Source organism: Psychrosphaera saromensis (assembly GCF_002954545.1).
Lineage (GTDB): Bacteria > Pseudomonadota > Gammaproteobacteria > Enterobacterales > Alteromonadaceae > Psychrosphaera > Psychrosphaera saromensis.
The window spans coordinates 2,778,930-2,802,788 of record NZ_MSCH01000003.1; the positions used below are offsets into that span (position 1 = coordinate 2,778,930).

General features: G+C 37.8%; 21 protein-coding genes. 6 read left to right on the forward strand and 15 right to left on the reverse strand.

What is annotated here, in order from left to right; translation table 11 throughout:
• Window positions 1–25: 25 nt before the first annotated feature.
• From uvrC to BTO11_RS12680, 7 genes are all read right to left on the reverse strand, one after another.
• A complete protein-coding gene (gene uvrC, locus BTO11_RS12650) occupies window positions 26–1,858 on the reverse strand; it encodes an excinuclease ABC subunit UvrC (protein WP_105052938.1) in 1,833 nt (610 codons plus the stop codon).
• Window positions 1,859–1,876: 18 nt separating this feature from the next.
• Window positions 1,877–2,524, reverse strand: coding sequence for a UvrY/SirA/GacA family response regulator transcription factor (gene uvrY, locus BTO11_RS12655; protein ID WP_105052939.1), 648 nt, complete (start codon window positions 2,522–2,524; stop codon window positions 1,877–1,879).
• Between the two features lie 87 nt (window positions 2,525–2,611).
• Window positions 2,612–3,253 (reverse strand): maleylacetoacetate isomerase, encoded by a 642-nt coding sequence (gene maiA / locus BTO11_RS12660; protein WP_105052940.1) that lies wholly within the window; start codon window positions 3,251–3,253, stop codon window positions 2,612–2,614.
• Window positions 3,254–3,256: 3 nt separating this feature from the next.
• Window positions 3,257–4,822: a transcriptional regulator TyrR gene (gene tyrR, locus BTO11_RS12665; protein WP_105052941.1), complete on the reverse strand. Its 1,566-nt coding sequence runs from the start codon at window positions 4,820–4,822 to the stop codon at window positions 3,257–3,259.
• 158 nt (window positions 4,823–4,980) lie between these two features.
• Entirely contained in the window at window positions 4,981–5,775 is a 795-nt protein-coding gene (phhA, locus tag BTO11_RS12670; protein ID WP_105052942.1) for a phenylalanine 4-monooxygenase, read from the reverse strand.
• 3 nt (window positions 5,776–5,778) lie between these two features.
• Window positions 5,779–6,999: a methionine gamma-lyase gene (gene megL / locus BTO11_RS12675; RefSeq protein ID WP_181135901.1), complete on the reverse strand. Its 1,221-nt coding sequence runs from the start codon at window positions 6,997–6,999 to the stop codon at window positions 5,779–5,781.
• 409 nt (window positions 7,000–7,408) lie between these two features.
• The gene (locus tag BTO11_RS12680) at window positions 7,409–8,443 is read right to left on the reverse strand and encodes an MBL fold metallo-hydrolase (RefSeq protein ID WP_105052943.1); all 1,035 of its coding nucleotides are present in this window, start codon (window positions 8,441–8,443) and stop codon (window positions 7,409–7,411) included.
• A gap of 214 nt (window positions 8,444–8,657) precedes the next feature.
• Here BTO11_RS12680 and BTO11_RS12685 point away from each other — a divergent pair, with 214 nt between their 5' ends.
• The gene (locus BTO11_RS12685; protein WP_105052944.1) at window positions 8,658–10,733 is read left to right on the forward strand and encodes an alpha/beta hydrolase family protein; all 2,076 of its coding nucleotides are present in this window, start codon (window positions 8,658–8,660) and stop codon (window positions 10,731–10,733) included.
• 80 nt (window positions 10,734–10,813) lie between these two features.
• Here BTO11_RS12685 and gloA read toward each other — a convergent pair whose 3' ends face one another.
• Together gloA and BTO11_RS12695 are read right to left on the reverse strand one after the other, a co-directional pair.
• The gene (gene gloA / locus BTO11_RS12690) at window positions 10,814–11,341 is read right to left on the reverse strand and encodes a lactoylglutathione lyase (protein WP_105052945.1); all 528 of its coding nucleotides are present in this window, start codon (window positions 11,339–11,341) and stop codon (window positions 10,814–10,816) included.
• A 238-nt stretch (window positions 11,342–11,579) separates the two neighbouring features.
• Entirely contained in the window at window positions 11,580–11,858 is a 279-nt protein-coding gene (locus tag BTO11_RS12695) for a peptidylprolyl isomerase (RefSeq protein WP_105052946.1), read from the reverse strand.
• Between the two features lie 208 nt (window positions 11,859–12,066).
• Between BTO11_RS12695 and BTO11_RS12700 the strand changes: the two genes are divergently transcribed.
• On the forward strand, window positions 12,067–14,619 hold the full coding sequence (locus BTO11_RS12700) for a zinc-dependent metalloprotease (RefSeq protein ID WP_105052947.1): 2,553 nt from the start codon (window positions 12,067–12,069) through the stop codon (window positions 14,617–14,619).
• A 242-nt stretch (window positions 14,620–14,861) separates the two neighbouring features.
• Here BTO11_RS12700 and BTO11_RS12705 read toward each other — a convergent pair whose 3' ends face one another.
• The 6 genes from BTO11_RS12705 to pspA all read right to left on the reverse strand — a co-directional run bounded on the left by BTO11_RS12705 (window position 14,862) and on the right by pspA (window position 19,020).
• On the reverse strand, window positions 14,862–16,094 hold the full coding sequence (locus tag BTO11_RS12705; RefSeq protein ID WP_105052948.1) for a hypothetical protein: 1,233 nt from the start codon (window positions 16,092–16,094) through the stop codon (window positions 14,862–14,864).
• A gap of 150 nt (window positions 16,095–16,244) precedes the next feature.
• Entirely contained in the window at window positions 16,245–16,688 is a 444-nt protein-coding gene (locus BTO11_RS12710) for a hypothetical protein (RefSeq protein WP_105052949.1), read from the reverse strand.
• 132 nt (window positions 16,689–16,820) lie between these two features.
• Window positions 16,821–17,411: a hypothetical protein gene (locus BTO11_RS12715; RefSeq protein ID WP_105052950.1), complete on the reverse strand. Its 591-nt coding sequence runs from the start codon at window positions 17,409–17,411 to the stop codon at window positions 16,821–16,823.
• A gap of 225 nt (window positions 17,412–17,636) precedes the next feature.
• Window positions 17,637–18,077 (reverse strand): envelope stress response membrane protein PspC, encoded by a 441-nt coding sequence (pspC, locus tag BTO11_RS12720; protein ID WP_105052951.1) that lies wholly within the window; start codon window positions 18,075–18,077, stop codon window positions 17,637–17,639.
• Between the two features lie 10 nt (window positions 18,078–18,087).
• The gene (gene pspB / locus BTO11_RS12725; protein ID WP_105052952.1) at window positions 18,088–18,324 is read right to left on the reverse strand and encodes an envelope stress response membrane protein PspB; all 237 of its coding nucleotides are present in this window, start codon (window positions 18,322–18,324) and stop codon (window positions 18,088–18,090) included.
• 21 nt (window positions 18,325–18,345) lie between these two features.
• Complete coding sequence (gene pspA, locus BTO11_RS12730; protein WP_105052953.1) at window positions 18,346–19,020, reverse strand: phage shock protein PspA; 675 nt, start codon at window positions 19,018–19,020, stop codon at window positions 18,346–18,348.
• Window positions 19,021–19,219: 199 nt separating this feature from the next.
• Between pspA and pspF the strand changes: the two genes are divergently transcribed.
• The 4 genes from pspF to BTO11_RS12750 are packed head-to-tail and all read left to right on the forward strand — an operon-like array spanning window position 19,220 to window position 23,858.
• On the forward strand, window positions 19,220–20,314 hold the full coding sequence (gene pspF, locus BTO11_RS12735) for a phage shock protein operon transcriptional activator (protein ID WP_105052954.1): 1,095 nt from the start codon (window positions 19,220–19,222) through the stop codon (window positions 20,312–20,314).
• Window positions 20,301–21,947, forward strand: a complete 1,647-nt coding sequence (locus BTO11_RS12740) for an ABC transporter substrate-binding protein (RefSeq protein ID WP_105052955.1) — start codon at window positions 20,301–20,303, stop codon at window positions 21,945–21,947. The genes pspF and BTO11_RS12740 overlap by 14 nt, the downstream gene beginning before the upstream one ends.
• The gene (locus tag BTO11_RS12745; RefSeq protein ID WP_105052956.1) at window positions 21,947–22,978 is read left to right on the forward strand and encodes an ABC transporter permease; all 1,032 of its coding nucleotides are present in this window, start codon (window positions 21,947–21,949) and stop codon (window positions 22,976–22,978) included. Before BTO11_RS12740 ends, BTO11_RS12745 begins: the two co-directional genes overlap by 1 nt.
• Window positions 22,965–23,858: an ABC transporter permease subunit gene (locus BTO11_RS12750; RefSeq protein WP_105052957.1), complete on the forward strand. Its 894-nt coding sequence runs from the start codon at window positions 22,965–22,967 to the stop codon at window positions 23,856–23,858. The genes BTO11_RS12745 and BTO11_RS12750 overlap by 14 nt, the downstream gene beginning before the upstream one ends.
• Window position 23,859: the final 1 nt, after the last annotated feature.

Below are 23,859 nucleotides of genomic sequence, written 5' to 3' on the forward strand. Positions count from 1 at the left end.
TAAATACTGGACGAATGATGCCTATTTAATCTTTATCATGCAAGAAAGCATGTATTTCTAACGCTAATTGTTTACTAATTCCGGAAACCTTAGCAATTTGTTCAGATTTCGCCGCTTTCAAGCCTTGTAACCCGCCAAAGTTTTTTAACAACATTTGACGGCGTTTAGCGCCAATACCCGGAATATCTTGTAATATTGACGTGGTTTTAGCTTTACCACGCTTTGCTCTGTGTCCTGTTATCGCGAATCGGTGTGATTCATCACGAATAAATTGAATTAAATGTAATGCTGGAGACGACTTTGGCATATGGACTTCAATTTCACCGCCATTCATAAATAACGTTTCTAACCCTGGCTTTCTGCCCTCGCCTTTGGCAATACCAACGATTACGGGTGCTTTTTCCAATGTCCAATCGGCAAAAAAAGCTTCTGCTTTATTAAGCTGGCCTTTACCACCGTCAATAAACAAGATATCTGGTACTTTATTTACGTCTGTCACTTTTGCATAACGTTTCTCTAATGCAAACGCCATAGCACCATAATCGTCGCCGCCTTTTACCCCTTTTACGTTATAACGTCGATATTCTGATTTAACGGGTCCTTCTGGACCAAATACAACACAAGACGCGATTGGATACTCACCAAAGGTATGACTGATATCAAAACATTCCATACGTTCGATTTTAGGTAGTTTTAAAAACTCCGATAATTCTTTGTATTTTGAACTCATGGCTCTGCCATCTGCCAGCTTTGTGGCTAAATCTATATCTGCATTTTTTTGCGCTAATTGATAATACTGATACTTTTCGCCACGCTGTGCAGTAACAAGTTCAACTTTACTACCACGGACCAGTTCAATTGCTTGGGCTAACTCAGGAAGATTTTCAGTCAACTCAGGCACAACTATGGTTTTAGGAATATTCTGTCCACCAATAGCATTTAAGTAAAACTGCATAATGAAGGAGGAAATTATCTCACTCGGTTCAGAATTAGTTGGCACTTTAGGGGAATAGTTTTTACTGCCTAATACTTTTTGATCTCGTATGTATAACACATGAACCGAGGCTAGACCTTTGTTACTGGAAAATGCCAGTACATCTATTTCTTCTATATTACCGCTTACATTTTGCTGTTCAGTCACTTTTTGCAATGTAGAGATTTGATCTCGATATAAAGCGGCATTTTCAAAATTTAATTGTTCGCTAGCGCGCTCCATATTGCCAATTAAGTGTTTGATCACATCTTGGCTTTTCCCAGACAAAAATTGTTTAACTAGATTAATTTGCTCGTTGTAGTCTTCATCCGTCACATAACCTTCAATACAAGGCGCTAAACATCGTTTTAATTGATGTTGTAAACAAGGTCTTGAGCGAGCTTTATAAAAGGAGTCTTCACATTGTCTAACCGGAAATACTTTTTGCATAATGCGTAGGCTTTCCCACACAGCACCAGCACTTGGAAACGGGCCAAAGTATTCGCCCTTATGGCGTTTAGCCCCTCGGTGCATCGCAATTCTAGGATGCCTATGGTCGGTTACTAAGATATACGGGTAGGACTTATCATCCCTTAATAAAATATTATATTTAGGTTGGTATTCTTTTATTAAGTTATTTTCAAGAATTAGCGCTTCGGTTTCTGAGCCAGTCACGGTTATTTCAATTGTGACTATTTGCGCTACTAATGCCTTGGTTTTAGTACTGTTTACTTCTTTTCTAAAATAGCTGGCTAATCTGTTTTTTAGATTTTTAGCTTTACCAACATAGATGACAGTACTTGAGTCATCATACATTCGGTATACGCCAGGTTTAGACGTAACGGATTTTAAAAAAGATTGGTGATCAAAAGAGGGTGTATTCATTTTAATGTAATAGACAAGTTATAGCTTATCCATATCTAACATTCCGTATCGAATTGCCATATGGGTTAATTCAACATCATTACTAATATTTAGTTTTTCAAACATGCGGTATCGATAACTGTTAATCGTCTTTGAACTTAAATTAAGTTGATCCGCTATGCTCTGCACCTTCTCACCTTTAGTGATCATTAGCATAATTTGCAGTTCACGCTCAGATAAGGTCTCAAACGGTTTGTCGTCTTTTACACCGTTAAATTGATTTAACGCGATTTGCTGGGCAATGTCAGGAGCAATATAGCGCTGGCCAACATTAACCGCTTTAATAGCTGAGATCATTTCATCAGGGCCGGTCATTTTAGTTAAAAAACCATGGGCGCCTATTTGCATAACTTTAGATGGGAAAGGGTCTTCGGCATGAACAGTCAAAATAATGATTTTGATATCTGGGCAATAACGCAGTATTTTTTTAGTGGCTTCTAATCCACCAATACCCGGCATATTCATGTCCATCAATACGACGTCTGGTTCATTGGCTCGGCAAAATTGGAATGCAGCTTCACCCGTCGACTCTTCGCCAACGACTTTTAAACCACGAACATCATCTACTATGCGTTTAATGCCTGTTCTGACTAATTCGTGATCGTCTACTAATAAAACGTTGATCAATTAAGAAACTCCAAACCTATTTATCAAACGAAAGTAACATAATAATGTTACGTCGGAAATCTGTTTTTATGACTATAACTTTTTGCGTTAACGGACTGCATCATATTGATTTTCTGGTGCAGCATCAATAAATGCAGGTAATGAACGACAATATTTTACTATTTTGACAATTTGCGGATAAGGCGTCATGTCTAATTTAAAGCGTTCTGCATTATAAACTTGCGGCACTAAACATATATCAGCCCATGTTGGACTATCGCCAAAGCAGCACAGACCAGAGGTTGTAGTTAAACTTTTTTCTAAACTAGTAAAACCAACTTGCAACCAATGTAACATCCAATCAACTTTGCCCTGCTCATCTTGCTGTAATTCAGCGGCCAGATGCTGCAAAACTCTTAAATTATTTAACGGATGAATTTCACAGGCAATATCAAGCGCAATAGCACGACACAACATCTGTTGTTCTAAAGTCTTTGGTAACAATGCAGTTTCTGGATACTTTTGTTCTAAATACTCAAGTATTGCCATTGATTGATTTAGCTTAAAATCACCATCGACTAAGGTGGGTACTAATTCATTTGGATTTAATGTTTGATAGTCACTCTGGTGCTGCTCTCCGCCATTTTTAACTAAATGCACAGATTGATGTTCACAACTCAATTGTTTTAAATTGAGTGCAATTCTTACCCTGTAAGCGGCAGACGAGCGCCAGTAGCCAAATAACTTCATACGTTAGACTTTAATACTTTTTTTATTAATATCGTATTCACGTAATTTATTCGCAATCGCGGTATGACTTAAGCCTAACTTTTTAGCTAATAATCTTGAACTTGGATACGCTGGATATAACTTACGTAATAAGCCAGCTTCAAAACGTTTAACCGCTTGATCTAGCGTGCCTTCAAATTCTTTTTCTAAATAGCCAAACTCGTTAGTATAGGTTGGTAACTCTAACGTTTCTTTCTCTACTATGTCGGTATCGAGTAAGCTTATCGCGCGATAAATCGCGTTTTCAATTTGACGAGTATTTCCCGGCCACGGATAGTTTTGAATATAATCACTGCAGTTTTTAGAAATCGTCGGTGCTGGTTTGCCTAATTCATTAGAAAAACGCTGCACAAAATGTTGAGCCAATGGCAATATATCTTGTTTACGGTCACGCAGTGGTGGGATTTGAATACTTAATACATTGAGTCTGTAATATAAATCTTCTCTAAACAGCCCTTCTTGTACCATGTTAGCTAAGTCTTTTTGCGTGGCGCATATAACTCTTACATCTACATGAACTTCGTTTTCATCGGCAACTCTGCGGAATGTGCCGTTTTGTAAAAAACGAATAAGTTTAGTTTGTAGTTCCGTAGACATTTCACCGACTTCATCTAAAAATACGGTGCCGCCAGCTGCTTGTTCAAAAATACCACGTTTGCCAACTTCGTCGGCGCCTGGGTATGCATTAGGACCATAACCAAACAACTCACTTTCAGCTACGTTATCAGGCAATGAAGCACAGCTAAGCGCTAAGAATGAATGTTCTGAACGGTCGCTAGCATCGTGACAAGCTCTAGCAATAAGTTCTTTGCCTGTGCCTGTTTCACCTTGGATAAGTATTGGTGCATCAAGTTGAGACATTTTTTTAGCTTCGCGGATAACGCGTCGCATACTGGTGCTGTTGGCTAATATGTTGACAAAAGATTCGTTATTGTCATCTCTAAAAGCATTAATTTGTTGGCCTAAACGCGTGTGTGATTTTAAATTCACAACGGCACCAACTAATTGAACAATGCCCTCTTCATCCGTCACATTAATCGGCAATACATCGGTAACAAACTCTTCGTTATTCCCCGTTAGTTTCAATGTTTGCGCTAGAACTTCTTTACCTTCTAACCATTTTACAAAGTTAAAGCCTTTTAATAGGCTTTGTAATGGTTGTCCTATGACTTCATCTTCACTTCTACCTAGGTCAACTAACGAGGCTTGATTGGCCGTTAAAATATTACCTCTGTTATCAATTGAGATAACGCCATCTGGTAAAATTCTTAATAAGGTCACTAACTCATTATGCTCTCTTTCATAAGGCAATGAATTCGTTGTTTTTACATCTGTGACGCCTTCGATACGTCTAATAGCGACCATAACTCGTTGAAATGATTCAAATTCAATTTGAGGAAAAGCGACATATAAACAACGAGAGTTTTTATCAAATTCGATACCTTTTAAATCGATATCATATTCAACCAAATTATTTAATACTTCTTTGGCTAGACCCATTCGGTCTTCGCAAGCAATTTGTAAACGCATATATCGTCAATGACCTTAATTGAAATTCATAGTTAAACGCTAAGGATTGTAAACCTAAATGAACGGAATTGGCAGCTATTAAATTTAGAAATAATAAACAAATAATTTCAACAAAATAAATACCTTACTTTGTTGAAATTAAATCAGTTAATTCATTTTCATGCTGCATTCTTGGGGGGAAATCTTGGTGGAAACAGACCTAACTCCATGGCTTCTTTTACATGAGCCATTAAGTCTAGTTTTGATAATTCCATTAAATCGTTAATATCTTCAATCGTATAATACAAAGGTTGCATAATGTCGATACGATAAGGCGTTCTAAACACATCGATTAAATTTAGTCTATCTCGGCTTGGAACATCCGAACGAAAAGCGTACTCTGTCTCGCCAGGTGAAGATAAAATACCGCCACCGTAGATTCTAAGTTGGTCGCCCTTTTTCATTAAACCAAATTCTACCGTAAACCAATATAAACGGGCTAAATACACACGTTCTTCTTTGGTTGCAGCCAAGCCTAATTGCCCGTACTTATGAGTGAACTCAGAAAATGCAGGATTGGTTAACATAGCACAATGGCCAAAGATCTCATGAAATATATCCGGCTCTTGCAAGTAATCAAACTCTTCACGGGTACGAATAAAGGTAGCTACTGGAAATTTCTTTTCAGCCAACAATTTGAAAAATGATTCAAAGTTAATTAACGCCGGAACTTCAGCACATTGCCAGCCCGTTGTTTCTAGTAAAACTTTGCTCACTTCATGTAACTGCGGAATTCTATCCAGTGGTAAATTAAGCTTATCTAAGCCAACAAAAAACTCATCGCAAGCTTTGCCTTTAATACACTCAAGCTGACGTTCTACAAGCTCTTGCCAGATACTATTCTCGTCGTCGCTCCAATCAATGTTGCCATTTTCGTCGGACTGTCTTGAGGTGTAACTTGATGCTTTACTCATTACTTAAGCCTTACCTGTTACGTTTTCAATGTGTGCAAACGCTTGAGCTAGGTCAGCAATAATATCATCTGTGTGTTCTAGGCCAATAGAGACACGAATAAGTCCGTCACTGATGCCAGCAGCCAAACGCTCTTCTTGCGTGTATGGCGAGTGTGTCATTGAAGCCGGATGCTGAATTAATGACTCTGCATCGCCAAGACTTACCGCTAAAGAAAACAAGTTCATTGAATTAATAAACTTGCGCCCTGTATTTACATCACCATTTAACTCAAAACCAATCACACCGCCTGCGCCGCGCATTTGATTGTTTAAGTACTTGTGCCCTTGATGGCTTGGTAATCCAGGATAAAACACTTCTTTAACCATAGGATGTTGGTGCAAATATTCAGCAACGGTTTGTGCACTTTTACAATGTCTTTCCATACGAATAGACAAGGTTTTTAATCCTCTTAAAATCAACCACGCATCGTGCGGACTAATTGTCCCGCCAATGTCTTTTAAGATGGTAGATTTGATAACCGCTATATTTTCTTTTGACGACACAATAATACCAGCAACCACATCACCGTGACCGTTTAAGAACTTAGTTGCGCTGTGAATAATAATGTCGATACCAAAATCCACAGGCGTCTGCAGTATTGGAGATAAAAACGTATTATCGACAACTGACAAGATATTATGTTGTTGGCAAAAATCACCAATCATTTGTAAGTCCAAAACCACTAAGTTTGGATTAATTGGGGTTTCTGCAAATAGTAATTTGGTATTGGGTTTTAATGCAGCCGTTAACGCCTCTTTGTTTGCCATATCAACAAAAGTGACATCAATGCCAAACTTTTTAAATTGATGACTAAATAAAGCAAACGAACAACCGTAAATAGCATGAGAGACAATCACATGATCGCCCGCTTCAACAAAGCTTAATACCGCGCCAGATACTGCAGCCATACCCGTTGCGGTTGCTGCGGCGTCTTCCATTTTTTCTAACGCCGCCACTTTTAATTCAAGCTCACGGGTGGTTGGATTACCTAAACGAGTATAAATATAACCTTCTTCTTCGCCTGCAAAACGAGCTGCGCCCTGCTCTGCACTGTCAAATACAAAGGTAGAGGTTTGATACAAAGGCGTAGTTAATGCACCTTTGTGATCGCCTTTGGCTTTTCCAGCATGAATACAAAGTGTTTCTTGGTTTAGCAATTTATTATTATTATTTTTAATACTCATTGAATACTCATTTAGTGTCGTTGTTATTCATTAAATCTTTATAAAATGAACCGTTAACTTTTATCGCATGTATTACTTAGACCGCACTTTGCATAATTTTCTTTAGAGTTAATAATCTAAATGCACTATTGAGTTATTTGAATTTGTAAATATTTATATACACTGAGTGCTTGTTATTAAGTTCGTTGCTGCTTTTATGACTCATAGCTAAGAGACTAAGCTTTTGACGATCTGAGCTTTGAACAATCTGAGCTTTTAACGATGTGAGCTTTCTAGGAGGCAATTCTAAGGATATGAATTTAAGACTTTAAAAATATGCGTTTACGTATGAATTTTGAGGGCTAGGTTCCTTTAATTTAGGCAACAGTCAAAAATTGAAGCCAGTTAAATGAAAACGACTGAATAAAGTTTACAATTGTATTTGCTCACCTTGGTTAGAAATTATAATTTCCACACCTAAGTTATTTAATTCATTAAGCTGTGACTTAATGATCTCTCTTATATCGGCCCCTTTCTTCAAGCTATATTTAATGTGCTGAATGACCACTTTAAGTCCATTAAGACTGCCTTTTCCACCCGATTGTTGCTCTAGCTTTGATAATTCCTTAAATAGCCATTTAGGTGTCATGTGTCCAAACAAGGACTTATCTGGCGTTTCATTTGGAAAAGACACTTCAATAATAAGTCCTTTGAGTTTATTAGCCTGTACTTTAGGTGCTAAGTACTGCCATATCTTAGTTAAATTTCTACTATTCTCTTTACTGCTATCTGTACTGGCATCTACACTATTACTTAGGCTATCAGGACCAGTATCACCAAAGAAAACCATTATGTCGCCTTGATTTTCTATAACAAAAGCGCCGGTCTCAACGGTATGATTTACGGGGAATGCGGTAACCTTAAGTGAGGTATTAGTTATAGCCTGACTTTGGCCAATAGGTAAGTCGACATAATGATATTGCCCTATTTTGAATCCTTTCCCTTGATCAGCAAAGTTTGGCCACGCAACCCAATTAAAATAAGTTTCAGATAGCGCTTTATTCACGTTGGCTAAACCATATATATTTTTCTTACTATCTTCTGGGGAAGCGATCACTAGACCACTAACATGATCTAGATGAGCATGACTGAGCAAATAACCTTTAATCCGGTCTCTCAATATATAACCGACAACACCATACTCACTCTCTTTAGGGATGGTGACATGGGCAAAAGCACCTTTTCTCTCAGCTACCTCAATTCCATTTACCAAAGTACCAGCATCAAGTGCTAGGTAATTAACATCCTGTTGAGCTCTAACTAAAAAAGCGGTTAAGTTACCGTCTTTGATTCCACCTCTATCGCCTAAAACGGTGACTTCAAAACCAGCCCCAGCCCACAATGTCTTTGAGTAAAATAAAAGCATGGTGAAAAGTAATGTGGGTATATTGATATTTTTTATCATGTTCAGAGCCTGTCAATATGAGTAATGGTGCATTTGTTACTTCAAATAAATAAGTAGATCTGTGTTTATCTCTTTTCTCTTTCTTTATTTTGCACTGAAATGTTTTATTTCAGTATTTCACCGCGTATTTTTGTACGTATATATCATTCAGGTGACAGTTCCAACAGAGTGCATTATGTTAGTGTTAACTAATTAATATACAAGGTTCTTATTAATGTTCAATCTACCACAAAGAATAACATTTAAAATGCTGCGACATACATTAGCGGTTTCGTTAACGGCTTCCTTAGTCATGCTCTCGTCAGCTGAGGCTTTAGCTAACACTTTACCAAAGACTGCCAAACATTTTGAATCAGAAGATATTTTCAATTTAGAGTTAGCGGGCTCACCAAAGGTATCACCTGATGGGAAGCAAGTTGTTTATGTTCGCCAAAGTAACGACATTATGACTGACGGTACAAATTCAAATATCTGGATTGTTGACGTTAATGGCAAAAAACACAGACCTTTGTTTTCAGGCAAAAAACAATTTTACGCACCAGTATGGTCGCCTTCTGGCGATAGACTCGCTTATATTTCTAATACCGACGGACGAACTCAATTATACGTGCGTTGGATGGATACCGGGCAAACAGCACTGCTAACAAATGTGCAAAGCTCTATCCGCAATATTTCATGGTCACCAAACGGTGAACATATTGCATTTACCATGAGTGTCAAAGAGTTGGGACAACCTTTAACGGTAAAAATGCCAAAAAAACCTAAGGGGGCTAAATGGTCACCAAAAGTAACTTATGTCACCAAAGCTAAATACCAAGCTGATGGCGCTGGTATTTTAGAACCCGCTTATACCCATATATTTGTTGTGCCAGCTTTAGGTGGCACACCTCGCCAACTAACATCTGATAATTATAATCACAGCGGTTCATTGGCATGGGGTAAGGATGGTCAATCAATATATTTTTCAGCTAACCGAAGTGACAACTGGGAATACGAAAGTAGAGAATCTGATATATTTTCGGTGAATATGAATGGCGATATTAAACAAATAACATCAAAGCCGGGTACTGAATCAAGCCCTAAAGTATCACCTGATGGAAAATACATTGCCTATATCAGCACTGACAATAAAAAGTTAGCTTACCGTAATCGTCATTTAATGATCAAAAGTTTAAGCGGCAATATGCAGACTAACTTATCTAAAGATATTGATAACTCTCTTTCTAATATTCATTGGAATAATAAGAGCTCTGGCCTGTATTACCAAATGGCGGAACGAGGCATGATCACGATTGGCTTCACTAATCTAAAATCAGAGCATTCAAAATTGGTTGAAGGTCTAGGAGGCAGCACATTAGGGCGTCCTTACACCTTTGCTAGCTTCGATGTGAACAATAATGTACTGGCTTATACAAAAGGTAAAACAGACCGTCCAGCGGATATCTACACCAATAAACAAGGTGTGAATACTCAGGTGACTTATTTAAATGAAGATATCTTAGGTCACAAAGTACTAGGTAAAGTATCTGAGATAATCTATAAATCATCAATCGATGGAGAAGAAATTCAAGGTTGGTATATTACGCCACCTGACTTTGATCCAAAGAAAAAATACCCTTTGATATTAGAAATTCATGGTGGTCCGCACTTATCTTACGGCCCTCACTTTACTGCTGAATTACAACGATTTGCCGCAGAAGGTTATGTTGTATTTTACGATAACCACAGAGGCAGTACATCTTACGGTGAACGTTTTGCCCTGCTTTTACAAAATAAATACTCAAGTAAATACGACTTTGCCGACCATATGAGTGGTGTTGATGCCATGATTGATAAAGGTTTTATTGACCAAGATAAACTATACATTGCAGGTGGCTCAGCCGGTGGAATTGCCAGTGCTTACGCGATAGGCTTAACGGATCGATTTAAAGCGGCAGCCGTTGCAAAACCAGTCATAAATTGGATTTCAAAAGTGCTAACCGCTGATAGCTATTTAGGCCAAATCCCAAATCAGTTCCCAGGAATGCCTTGGGATAACTTTGAACATTATTGGAAACGTTCACCATTATCTCTAGTTGGAAATGTGACTACGCCAACCATGCTAATTACAGGTGAAGCGGATAGACGTACCCCAACATCAGAAACGGAACAGTTCTATCAAGCATTGAAGTTACGTAAGATTGAAACCATCATGGTTCGTGTTCCAGGCTCACCTCATGGCATTGCAGGTAAACCTTCACGTATGATCGCCAAAATAGAGAATATTCTAGCTTGGTTTAATACACATTAAATAACAGAGGAATTAAATATCTAGTTATAAAAAAGGTTAAGCAAATGCTTAACCTTTTTAGGATGGGACGGACATTATAATTATTGTGAAAGGATAATGTCGGTAATACCTTGTGCAGAAAGTACTTCAATCCAATAACCGTCTGGGTCTTTGATAAACGCAAGGCCTTTCATTGAACCGTCATCTGGTTGTTTAACAAACTCAACACCATACTTTTTAAATCGTTCACTCGCCGCATAAACATCTGGAACGCTAATACCAATATGCCCAAAGCCTCTTGGGTCTGTATTACCGTCATGATAACCAGTGAAACTTTCGTCAGTTTCTGTTCCCCAGTTATGCGTAAGCTCAATTAACCCAGAGCGACCAAAAACCCACTGTGTTTTTTCTTTTGCATCACCTTCTGGTATCTCTTGTTCATAACCTAAAAAGTAAAGGGTAAATTGCATGGTTGGAAAGTCATATTTACCCAACAACTTCATACCCAATACGTTTTGGTAAAATTCTAATGATACCTTTGGATCTTTAATGCGCAGCATAGTTTGCTGCATTACGTAGTTGTTAGTAGCTTGAGATATTTGTTCTGGGGATTCACTATAATTTGACATGAGATAGCCTTTAATGCGTTTAAAGATGTGATTGGCTTACTACCAACAATAAGGCGATATAATAAAGCCTGCTACTTAAATAACAAAACATTATTACATTTGAATGTTCTATCAGCTTTAATCTATTTGTTATGGGCTGGTGATTATTAAATTTTACCAACAAGGATAATTGTAATTAATTTTTGGACGATAACATCAAGTGTATAGGCTTAATCTAGGGTACCTTCTTACGTATTTACTAGGTTCTGTATAAAACTTTTACTATATGCCAACCATGTTTAGTTTTTACTAACATGGGCGTTAATACCTCACCAGTAAAACAAGCTTTGTCAAAAGCCGGTACCATAGTTCCTTTTTTAAATTCTCCTAAACTGCCACCTTTTTTTGCCGATGGACAGCTCGAATACTTTTTAGCAAGCGTTTGAAACTTAGCGCCCTTATTGAGCTGCTCTAAAATGTCTTGCGCTTGTTCTTTGTGTTTGACCAGAATATGAAGTGCTGATGCTGTGCTTGCCATAACATTCTCTACAATGATTTCTCAATGCCTTATTATAAATTAATAGGTTAGTTAGAATCTAGCGTCTTTAAGTAAGAAGTTTTAATGTAATTATTTAACTAATTTGAGACGACTGTATTAAACATTAAGACGACTGCCTTAAACATCGATATAACAATACTATACAATGTATTTTTAAATTTACAGAACAAGGGTTAAAGATAATTTCATGAAATTATTAAAAAAATCAGTGTTGTTATTGAGCATAATAAACTTAACAACATTTGCAAACGCAACTGTATTATCAGAGAACCAACTGCTTGCTCAGTCTTCTACTGTTGCTCTATCGCAAGCTGGATTTTATACCTCGGTAAAAGAGAATGAATCTGAAAAGAAAGCAAAGTCAGCAGATAATAAAGACGACGCTGACAAAAAGAAAGATAAAAAGAAGAAAGAAAAACTCAAACCTTATGAAGATATTGTCACAGACAAAGCAATAACATCCAAAGGCGTATTTACCACTCATCTTGTAGATAACAAAGCATATTTTGAAATCCCTGCAGATCAATTTGGCCGTGAATTTGTTTGGCAAGTTAAAACATCTGGTACACAAGCTGGTAAAGGTGTGATTAGCGCAGACATTGGCCGACAGTACGTTATATTTGAACGTCATGGTGATTATGTTTTACTTCGTAGCCGTAACTATTCGGTAGTCGCAGAAGATGGTTCAAGAGAATCATTGGTTGTTAAGAAAGCCTCAATTGACGGCGTAATTGCTAAATTCCCTATCGTTACCTTTTCAAAAGACAAAGCAAAGTCACCTGTTATTGATATCACTAAAGTGTATATGGGTGGAAATAAAGAATTATTCCCAGACCCAAGAAACCCTAAAGCCGATAAGTTAAAACTTAATGATAAAACGGCATTAATTACCAAAGTTAAGTCTTTTGAAAAAAACATTGAAGCAACCATATTAGCGCAATTTAATGGTAAAAAAGGGAATGAAACCAAAGAAGTACGCCATTCTATTTTTGCATTACCTGACACACCAATGAAACCTCGTTTTTATGACAAACGTGTTGGTTACTTCTCAGCTAAATATTCAGATTACAGCTCAAATAAAAACAAACTAGATACATTTAGTTTTATTAAACGCTGGCGCTTAGAAAAGAAAAACCCTGAGTTAGAAGTTAGTGAACCTAAACAACCAATCGTTTGGTATATCGACAGAGGAACACCTCAAAAATTCGTAGAAGCGGTACGTGAAGGAATTGAATTTTGGCAACCAGCCTTTGAACAAGCAGGATTCAAAAATGCAATCATCGCAAAAATGGCCCCTAGCTTAGAAGAAAACCCTGATTGGGATGCTGAAGATGCGCGTTATTCTGTAGTTCGTTGGGTTCCGTCAGGCATACCTAATGCAAATGGACCACATGTAGCCGATCCTCGTTCAGGTGAGATCATCGAAGCTGATGTACGCATGTATCATAATGTTATCAAGTTACTTGAAGGCTGGTACTTTGCACAAGCAGGTGCAACCGACCCTAGAGCTAAAAAACTTCCTTTACCTAATGATGTAATGAGTGACTTAGTTCGCTTTGTAGTTGCACATGAAGTAGGTCATTCAACAGGTTTACACCATAACTTTATTGGCAATAACTCTTATACTATTGAGCAATTACGAAACCCTGAATTTGTAAAAGAGTTTGGTGTATCAGCATCTATCATGGATTACGCTCGCTTTAACTATGTAATGCAACCAGAAGACGGTGTATCACCAATTGATTATCACCCAGGTCCATACGATAAATTTGTTATTGAATGGGGTTATAAAGAATTCAAAGGTGACCTTTCACCTAAAGAAGAAGTTCTCCTACTAAATAAAATTGCTGACCGCCAGTTAGATGATAAGCGATTACGTTGGGATGCTTACTCAAAAGGCAGCAGATTAGACCCTCGCATTCTAACGGAAGCGATTGGTGATGATCCTGTAGAAGCAACACGTTTAGGACAGAAAAACAAACAACGTATTTTAGCGAATTTAATTGAAGCAACCAGCTTTGAACCTTCAAAAGGTTATGACGAATTAGATGAAGCTTACAAAACATTAGTTCAACAACATGCCCGTGAACTTGGCCACGTAGCTAAAGCAGTTGGCGGTGTTATGTACAAGAATGAATTAACGCAGCACCACGATGATAAAGATATTTTTGTACCTTATCCTAAAGATAAGCAAGAACGTGCAGTCGAATTCTTAATTGAGAATGGTGTGGACTTACCAGAGTTTTGGAATGATAAGAATATCTTTAAACGTATTGGTTATAGTAAGTTTGAAGAGTACGGTAATAACATTATTAGACAAGCGGTTGGCGGCCCACTTGCGGCTCATAGATTAGATTCATTAATTCAGTTACAAGCTGGTGGTCATGACGTTATGAGTCCGGTAAAAACAATGAATAAGTTTGTTGATGCTATTTTTGGTGATATCAAAGATCGTAAGCCTAAATCTGATCAATACAGAGTCATGTTGCAAGATTACTTTGTAACTAAACTGCTTAAAGACATAGCACCTGTAAAGACCACACCAAACCGTGGACGTCCCCCTGCACCTAAACTTTCAGCTAGTTTTATCGCGATGACACGTGGTATTGCAAATGACCTAAAAGTTAAACTGCAAGCAGCTGCAAAAAAACACGATGGTAACTTAAATGGTTATCGTTATGCGGGTCTTGCTGCTAAGTTAGCGGAAGGTTTAGAGCCAAAATTAACCGTGAATAAATAAGCAAATTGCTTTCCTTAACTCATTGGTAAAATGAACTTAAGGTGAGCTAGTTTTGTAGAAATACAGGCACGTTTATTAAAAAATGAAAGCGAGTACCATGAAAATGGCACTCGCTTTTTTATTGGGAATTTATTCAAGACTATAGTGAAAGGATAATGCAGGGAAAAGGGATAACAAAAACCAACCAGGTTAAATGTTGTCAAATTGAGGTGGCGGCCTTTTTATTTTCTTGTTAGCAAACTTTAATTTTGAATCATGATTTTATTGATTTGCTCTCCATTACTGTCAGTCATCACGATAATATTACTTCCTTGAGATAAAAATACTGACTTGTGTTCTTTCTCAGATGAAATTACCACCCTGTCCAACGGCACTTCATCTTTATGTTTGAATTTAAACACGTCAACCATGCAAGGGTACGATTTTTTACAATCATTTGTGCTGACGCTGTAATTCATTCGGCCTAAAGAAGCCCACTTGGGACGTCCATTAAAATATTTTGTCCTTGGCCAAAAAACTGATATGTCCCACTTATTCGAATCAGAGCTCCAAACTTCGTTATCTTTTACAAAAACAAATGGTTCTAATAATTCCACGCTTTTAACAGCTTTAGTGTATGTTGGATGCTCATATTCAGTATTACTTCGTTCTATTCGTGTAGTTTGATCAATAGTCAGTGTTTCTAAACCGATAATACTTTTAAGTTTACTTGCTAACCAATCCTCTTCATTGATATGGGAATAACCAACATGGATAACGATTTTTGCATTTGGATCTTTATCAAAGACTTTCTCTTTGATCGTTAGTGCTGAGCTAGTTTCCCGCTCTTCGATAGTATTAAGTTTTTTTGGCTTATGCAGATCATATGAAACTATTTTAAACCCTATATCTTTTGCTTTAAGTACTAGGTTTGCATATGTACTTTCACGGGTGTAATACCCTATTGGGTTGGTAACATATCCTTTTTTAATTTGTAATGAAGCCAAGCTATTTAATGATTCCGCCGCAAAGTAGCGATATCCTTGCTCCCATAAACCCGAAAGCATACGGTACGTTAGTACCCTGTGTTGTGCAATATCATGAGCTTCATTGAACATGACTACTTGATAAACTTGTGAGCGCTTTAAGATTTCACTTATCGCGTCTTTTGCTTTGTAGGTAGTTAAATTTTCAGAGACTAATTTTTCACTTTTGACATTTGTATCTTTAGCAATCAGTGCTTTTCTATGTAAGCCAGCAAAAGAGTATTGAACACCAAGATCTTGCATTATAATATCTAAAGCTAAAGGGTTATTAGTAAAATCTTTTGAAAAGCTTTCTATTAATTGAAGTTTCTCAACTAAGCTTTTACCTTTCGTTTGTTCTTGTATCTGATTTCCGATTCTTACAGCTTCTAAAAGAAACTTTTCGTTATCATGCTCTGAAGAGAAAGCAGAATTAGAAGCAAGTAGACAAAATAATATTATTTTTTTCAAGTTAAGTCCTTTTATTTGAAATGTAATGCTGAATGGTATGGTAAGTTAGCTAACGCCCAAGTAACACGCAATGTGTTGGCGTGGCTTTTTGCGCCCTTTTCTTTTAAGCAACAAGTCGGACAATGTGTGACGTCAGATTTAATGCGCTTGTTAGCATTTTACTTTTTCCCATGCACCGAGCTCTGCAACATGAATTTTTTGAACAAACTCATACATACGATGCCTAGTTTCGTTATTTGTGAGGTAAGGCTTATATTGTAAAACCTCTTTATCAAAACCTAAAACTTTGACAAATCCAGTTACGTCCCGTTTTTCCATGTTATTTAAGTCAAATACGGTCGTCAATATACCACGCAAATTTCTCGTGATTGATAAAAATCCACCATTTTCAGATATTGCAATTGAGCGCCCCCAATATTGGTGTTCGCTCTCTTTAATACCGTTTATATACAATTCAAATAGTGGATCGCCAAAAGGAGGTTCAAATAAGTATTTAAGAACAATAGTTTGCTTTAATTTAGGGTGCAATAAAGTTATTTCATTCCCCCAAGCAGAGGCAGAGCTGCCATCTTCTGGCAATTGAAGAGTTTTCATATAATCTCCGAATGAATGCTAAAGCCAAGCTCACCTGCAACCTTTGCGGAGAGCATTTTGTGTGAAATGGAGCTACGCGACATACACAAAATGAGCGTAGCAAAGGTTGTCAGCGTGCAGCTATTTGTTAGGCTATTGATATTTAACAAGTGGAAATCTCGGATCATCGAGCTGATAGATTTCGATCAGCTCTTCAACTCTACTCTCTATTTCAGCATTACCAGAAATATCAGCGTCCCATTTTTTTACCGCGTTACATACGTTTATACAAAAAATATCTATTTGTAACTGGTACAGACCATTAAACGAAGACATGTGCGTAGTAATCGCTTTGTTTTTATCGGGTGCGGTGAAATGAATTTTTTCGCCTCCCATTTTTTGAGACAGACCTTGATGAAGACACCTACATCTAAACCTATAACAGTCACTTGCTGTAAAAGCACACTCAGTATTTGGAGGCATTGACTTTAGGCTTTCAATTAACTCCTGCGGCATTCTTTCGAGTGACTCTGGAGAAGTTTCAGAAACTAATTCATATAAATTTTCAGGGTCGTATTTTCGCTTCATATATCGGTTGAACCAACTTCGATATCGCTCACCTACGCCAGCTTCAGGATCCTCCAATGCTCCGCATATATCAGGTACTGCCAATGCTAAAAACAATGCAGAAAACCAGTTTTCCGTTTCCACAGACTTATTTATTGAATCAACAAACCTTTGCACGATAACTCCAGTATTGAGAGCCTAACAATTAAATATCGAACCAATAGGTCGTTTTTCTACCGACGATTGGGTTGTTTTTAATATGTTATTATTTTTAGCACATAGATTAAGATATTACTATCTGTAGACTTTATTAATTAAATACAAATTTCATATAAGACAAAAATAACCTTACGCCCATAAAAAAATGACCATCTAGGGTCATTTTTATGTAAGGGGATTAAGCTAAAGCTTATTAATTTCACGAGTTAAGGTGTATTCATTGGAAGTGACGTACCCTTCCATTTCCTGCACTCTATTTTCTATGCTATCAAACTGACGGCCTATGTCTTTTAACGCTTGACGAGGTGGCTCGCCGGCTTGCCAGACTTTGGTTTTCACTTCAACGGTTGTATCAATATCTTGTTCATTGTTGAAACGATTCCAATGGTCTCTCATGCCTCCAGTGCGTTTATCAAACGTGCTGTCTGGTTTTTTATCTAAAATAAACCAACCCGCAATATAAGCAACGAAAAAGAAACCACCTGATAAAACCAAACCGCTAATCCAAATAATACGAACTAGCCAAACTTCCATTCCCGTGTATTCAGCAACACCTGCACACACACCAGCAATTTTGCCTTGTTTTGGTATTCGGTTTAATTGTTTTTTCTCTGGTTTTGTCATCTTGATCTCCTTACGCTTTGGTTCGCCATTTCGGGGCTTCTGCGTCCAAAATTGACTCTAAGGTTTTTACTCTCTCGCCTAACACTTCAGCTTTGTGCGCCAAGTTGCTTAGGTTTTCCATTTCTGACTCGCTCCACCCTTGACCTACCTGTCTTTTGCTTCGGTAATGCATGATTAACCACACTGGTGCAACAAAGATCAAAAATATAATCATTGGTACAATTAAAATACCTGCAATGCCTTCCATCACATTCCCCTTAAAATTTACTTAGTTGTTTTTTGCTTTACCGGCATTTAGCTTGGCTTTTAATGCCTCTAATTCGCTATCTACCTTGCTTGATGTTTCTAACTCAGCAAATTCATCGGCAAGGGACTTATTACCTAAGTCGTATGACTCTACTTCGGCTTCTAAGTTATCAATCTTACGTTCGTACTGCTCAAAGCGAGTTAGTGCGTCGTTAATTTTACCGCTGGCTAATTTAGACTTAACATCTAAACGTGAGCTGGCAGTTTTGCCGCGCATTAGTATCGACTTTTGACGATTTTTGGCATCTTCAAGTTTGTTTTGAAGTTGACCAATCTCATCTTTCAACCGTGTTATTTGTTCATCTAGCGATAATAGGTCGTGTGCTAGTTGCTCAACGTTCTCTTCGCTTTTTTGTTTTTCTGACAATGCTTGACGAGCTAAGTCTTCTCTATCTTTCGATAATGCTAACTCAGCTTTGCTTTGCCAGTCGTCAGCTTCGGCTTGGAAGCGGTCGATTTTTCTAACAATGTCTTTTTTGTCGGCCAATGTTCTAGCTGATGAAGAACGAACTTCGACTAACGTATCTTCCATTTCTTGAATAATCAAACGAACCATTTTTTCAGGGTCTTCTGCTTTATCCAATAAAGAGTTTATATTTGCGTTAACGATGTCTGCAAAACGTGAAAATATACCCATAATTATTACCTCTTATTTTGAAATTTTATAAATTTACTTGCGTTCTAATCATGCTAGGTACATTCAGTTATCTTGCCACAATTTAAACTTTCACTAAACTGTTGTTTTAATTGAATAATAAATAAATAAAATCAATCCTTTGCTTTGTTACCAATATCAAATACACTACAAATTAGTCAATTTAACCAACAGTTGCACTATGAGACAATTTGGAAATAAAGATAATCTAATCGGTCAGGCTAATTCCTTTGTAGAAGTATTGGAAAAAGTGTCCTTATTAGCACCACTAAATAAGCCTGTGCTTATAATAGGCGAACGAGGTACCGGTAAAGAACTTATCGCCGCTCGTTTACACTACCTATCGCAACGTTGGGAACAAAACTACGTTACCTTAAATTGTGCAGCCTTAAACGAAAATTTATTGGAAAGTGAATTATTTGGTCACGAGTCTGGTTCATTTACTGGCGCAGGCAAACGTCATGAAGGCCGATTTGAACGTGCTAATAGCGGTACTTTATTTTTAGACGAGCTGGCTAATACATCGGGATTAGTGCAAGAAAAGCTTTTACGAGTCATTGAATATGGTGAATTTGAGCGTGTTGGTGGTACCAAAACCGTTAAAATAGATACCCGTTTAGTGTGTGCAACAAATGAAGACTTGCCAGCTCTTGCCGAGTCTGGTGAATTTAGAGCCGACTTATTAGACCGTTTAGCATTTGATGTCATTACCCTTCCCCCATTACGAGAACGCCAAGAAGATATTTTGGTTCTTGCTGAGCACTTTGCTATTTCTATGGCAAAAGAACTTGAGTGGGAATTGTTTAGCGGCTTTTCCAGAAAAGCAAAAGAGCTACTATTAGAATACAACTGGCCTGGTAATGTGCGTGAACTGAAAAATGTGGTTGAACGTAGTGTTTACCGCTCGGCCAATCCTCACGTTCCAGTACATGAAATTGTTTTAGATCCATTTTCAAGTCCGTTTAGGCCAAAAGGCAGAACCAAAACTCAAGACCGCCAAGCGGCGCCTATAAGCGCACCTGTTACTAGTGCGTCAAACGAGTCTCCTATTTTAGAAAGCCAAGCACTTAATACCAATATTGAGCAGCATAACTTTAGCTTTCCACTGGACTTTAAACAAAGCAGCCAGGAGTTTGAAGTTAACTTAATTCAAACTGCGTTAGCGCATAGCCAATTTAATCAGAAAAAAACCGCGGATCAGCTTGGGGTAACCTATCATCAATTAAGAGGGTATTTGAAGAAATACAATTTGTTGGATAAAAATGCTGAAGAATAACCCAATTAAAAACATTGAGCATATTGCCCGCTACAGCCTGGCTGCATTATTTTGTTTAACGCTTGCAGCATGTGGTAAAAATAATGAATCAGAGTTAGCACAAAAAACATTACTGTATTGTAGTGAGGGCTCACCTGAGACATTTAATCCGCAATTGGTGACGTCTGGCACAACCATAGATGCGGTTTCACAACAGATTTACAATCGACTGGTTAAGATAAATCCTAAAACAGGTTTGGTCACCTCTGACTTAGCGCAAAAAGTAATTGTGTCGGAAGATGCCATGCGTTACCGCTTTTACTTAAGAAAAGATGTTGAGTTTCATACTACTGCGTATTTTAAACCGACCCGTACTTTAACCAGTGAAGACGTTCTATTTTCTTTTTCCCGTATTTTACATTTAGATCATCCCTTTAATTTGGTTGGTGGTGGCTCTTACCCGTTTTTCAGTGGCATGGGGTTTGACACATTAATAGAACAAATCATTGTTGTTGATGACTTAACCATTGAGTTTAGATTGTCTGAACCACAAGCTTCATTTTTGGCGAATATGGCAACTGACTTTGCCGTTATATTATCCGCTGAATATGCACAACAGCTGATTGAAAGTGATGAAAAAGAATTAATTGATCAACTGCCTATTGGCACAGGGCCGTTTAAATTTAGCCAATACAAACGAGATCATTACATACGTTATTATGCTCACCCAAATTACTGGGATGGCGCACCGCTGCTTAGGCAAGTTATATTTGATATTACGCCGAACAACTCAAACCGTGTGGCTAAATTATTAACCAGAGAATGTGACGTGTTGGGATATCCAAGTTCAGCTGACGTTGAGTTTTTAAAACAAAAGCCTGATATAAAATTAAATGAAAGTGTTGCTATGAATGTCAGTTACTGGGCGTTTAATACCAATGTGCCGCCATTTGATAATCCTAATGTTAGAAAAGCCCTCTCCTATGTTGTTGACCGCCAAGCAATTATTGATGCTGTGTATTTTAGACATGCCGAGCCTGCATCGACATTGTTACCACCATCTAGCTGGGCTTATACAGAAGCCAATACCGACGTTGAACTTTCGTTAGAAAAAGCCAAAGCCTTGTTGCTGCAAGAAGGTTTTGAAGATGGCTTTGAAATGGACATTTGGGCTATGCCCGTTCAGCGAGTGTATAATCCAAATGCGTCAAAAATGGCTGAAATCTTACAACAGAACTTAGCTAAAATTGGTGTTACCGCGAATATCGTCACTTACGATTGGGGAACATTTAGGAAAAAATTAGCCCAGGGTGAACACGACTCGGTATTAATTGGTTGGTCGGCTGATAATTCTGACCCTGATAACTTTTATCGCCCGCTATTAAGTTGTGCCGCCACCTTCTCAGGTTCAAATAGAACGGCTTGGTGTAATGAGCAATATGACGAAAGTATTTTTAATGCGCTAAGTACCGCAGATCCTGTGGTAAGAAAGCAGTATTATGACCAAGCGGAACGACTTATTTTTGAAAACTCCCCTTTGGTTCCTATTGCACATGCACTTAGGTATCAAGTTCACCACAATTATATTAGTGATGTAGAGTTTAATCCTTATGGTGGAATTGGCTTTTTTCAGACAAAAAAAGGTAAAAACTAATGTTTAATTATTTTTATCGTAAATTGTCCTTACTATTTTTTATCACCTTTGGTGTGACCGTCTTTGTTTTTTCGTTAAATTATTTATTTCCTACTGACGTATTGTCCAACATGAGCGGCATTACCAGTATTAATGAAATTGATTATGAAAAAATAGCGCAGCAATACAATCTAAACGACTCGGTTATTACTCAATACTTTGGCTTTATTGGACGGCTGTTAGACGGTGACTGGGGTGTATCCTTTATCACTGGCACCAGTATTTTTGAACAAGTATTTCGAGTTTTGCCCGCAACGATTGAGTTGGCAATGTATGCCTTATTTTACAGCTTTATTGTCGCTATCCCTCTAGGTATTTTAGCGTCATCAGAGAATCACCCTTGGTTAGATAAAAGTATATTAGCGTTATCTATAGTCGGTTTTTCAATGCCAATATTTTGGTTGGCTTTGTTATTGATTTTAGTGTTTTCAATCGGGTTGGGTTGGTTCCCGACGTCTGGGCGTTTAAGCTTAATTTACGACATTCCTAGCTCGAGCGGCTTTTTATTCCTGGATATCATTCGCTCAAGTGTTGATTATAAAAGTGAAGCGTTTGCCGATGCATTTCGTCATTTGGTTTTACCTACCTTTGTATTAGCCGCTTACCCTACCACGGTATTAATAAGAACAACCCGCCAATCAATGAAAGATGTTATGAATACGAGTTATGTAAAAGCCGCGAAAATAAAGGGCTTAACCTCAGGACAGCTGTTACGTCGCCACGGTTTACGTAATGGCTTATTACCGGTAATTCAAATGTTGGGCATACACTTTGGAACTGTGATCACGTTAGCTATGGTAACCGAAGTTATATTTGCTTGGCCTGGCGTTGGTTCCTGGCTAGTTGATGCGATACATCAACGAGATTACCCTGCGATTCAAGGTGGATTATTGGTTATTTCAGGCATGGTATTTGTGGCCACTATCTTATTTGACCTCTTGTATATGATATTTGATCCACTTGCGAGGAGACACGGTCATGGTAAAATTTAGATTCTTTTCTTCGCCAAATAACTCAAGCCCATTTAAACAACTTTGGCGACTGTTTCAACGTAATCATTTTGCGTTAGTGGCTAGTTGGGTATTTATCTTTATGATTTTAATGGCCATTTTAGGGCCGTTACTAGCACCATACTCTCCTTATATGCAACAAGCGGATATGTTATTAACTCCGCCATCTTGGGATGTAAGCGGTCATATTCAATCCCCTTTTGGTACAGATGCGTTAGGTCGAGATATATTGTCACGTATTTTAGTGGGGATTAGCTATTCATTTGGTTTAGGCATTCTTGCGGTTATTGTGGCTCTGACTTTCGGTTTATTAATTGGTACGCTTGCTGGTTTTAGTAAAGGCATTAGAGCCAGCTTTTTAAATCATATATTAGACGTTGCTCTGACAATGCCATCGTTACTTATTGCTGTGGTTATCGTGGCTATTTTAGGTCCAGGTATCGCCAATGCTTTTTGGGCAGTTGTATTAGCTATGCTGCCTCAATTTATCCACCACATAAGAACTGACGTGGCAGATATGCTAAATAAAGACTTTGTTATCGCTTACCGCCTTGATGGCGCTAACAGCTGGCAAGTTTTTCGCTTTGCTCTGTTACCCAATATGATTGAGAATATTGTTATTTTTTCTACCATGGCTATTTCATCGTCTGTTTTGGATATTGCCGTATTAGGATTTATTGGTATTGGCTCTCAATCGCCTGAGCCAGAGCTCGGCACTATGATAGCCGACAGTTTAGGCGTATTTTATTTAAGCCCTTGGGCTGTAATGCTACCGGGTATTACCTTGTTTTTATGTATACTATCTACAAATATCGTAGGTGATGGTTTACGTCACGCATTAAAAGAACGACGACTTCAATAGG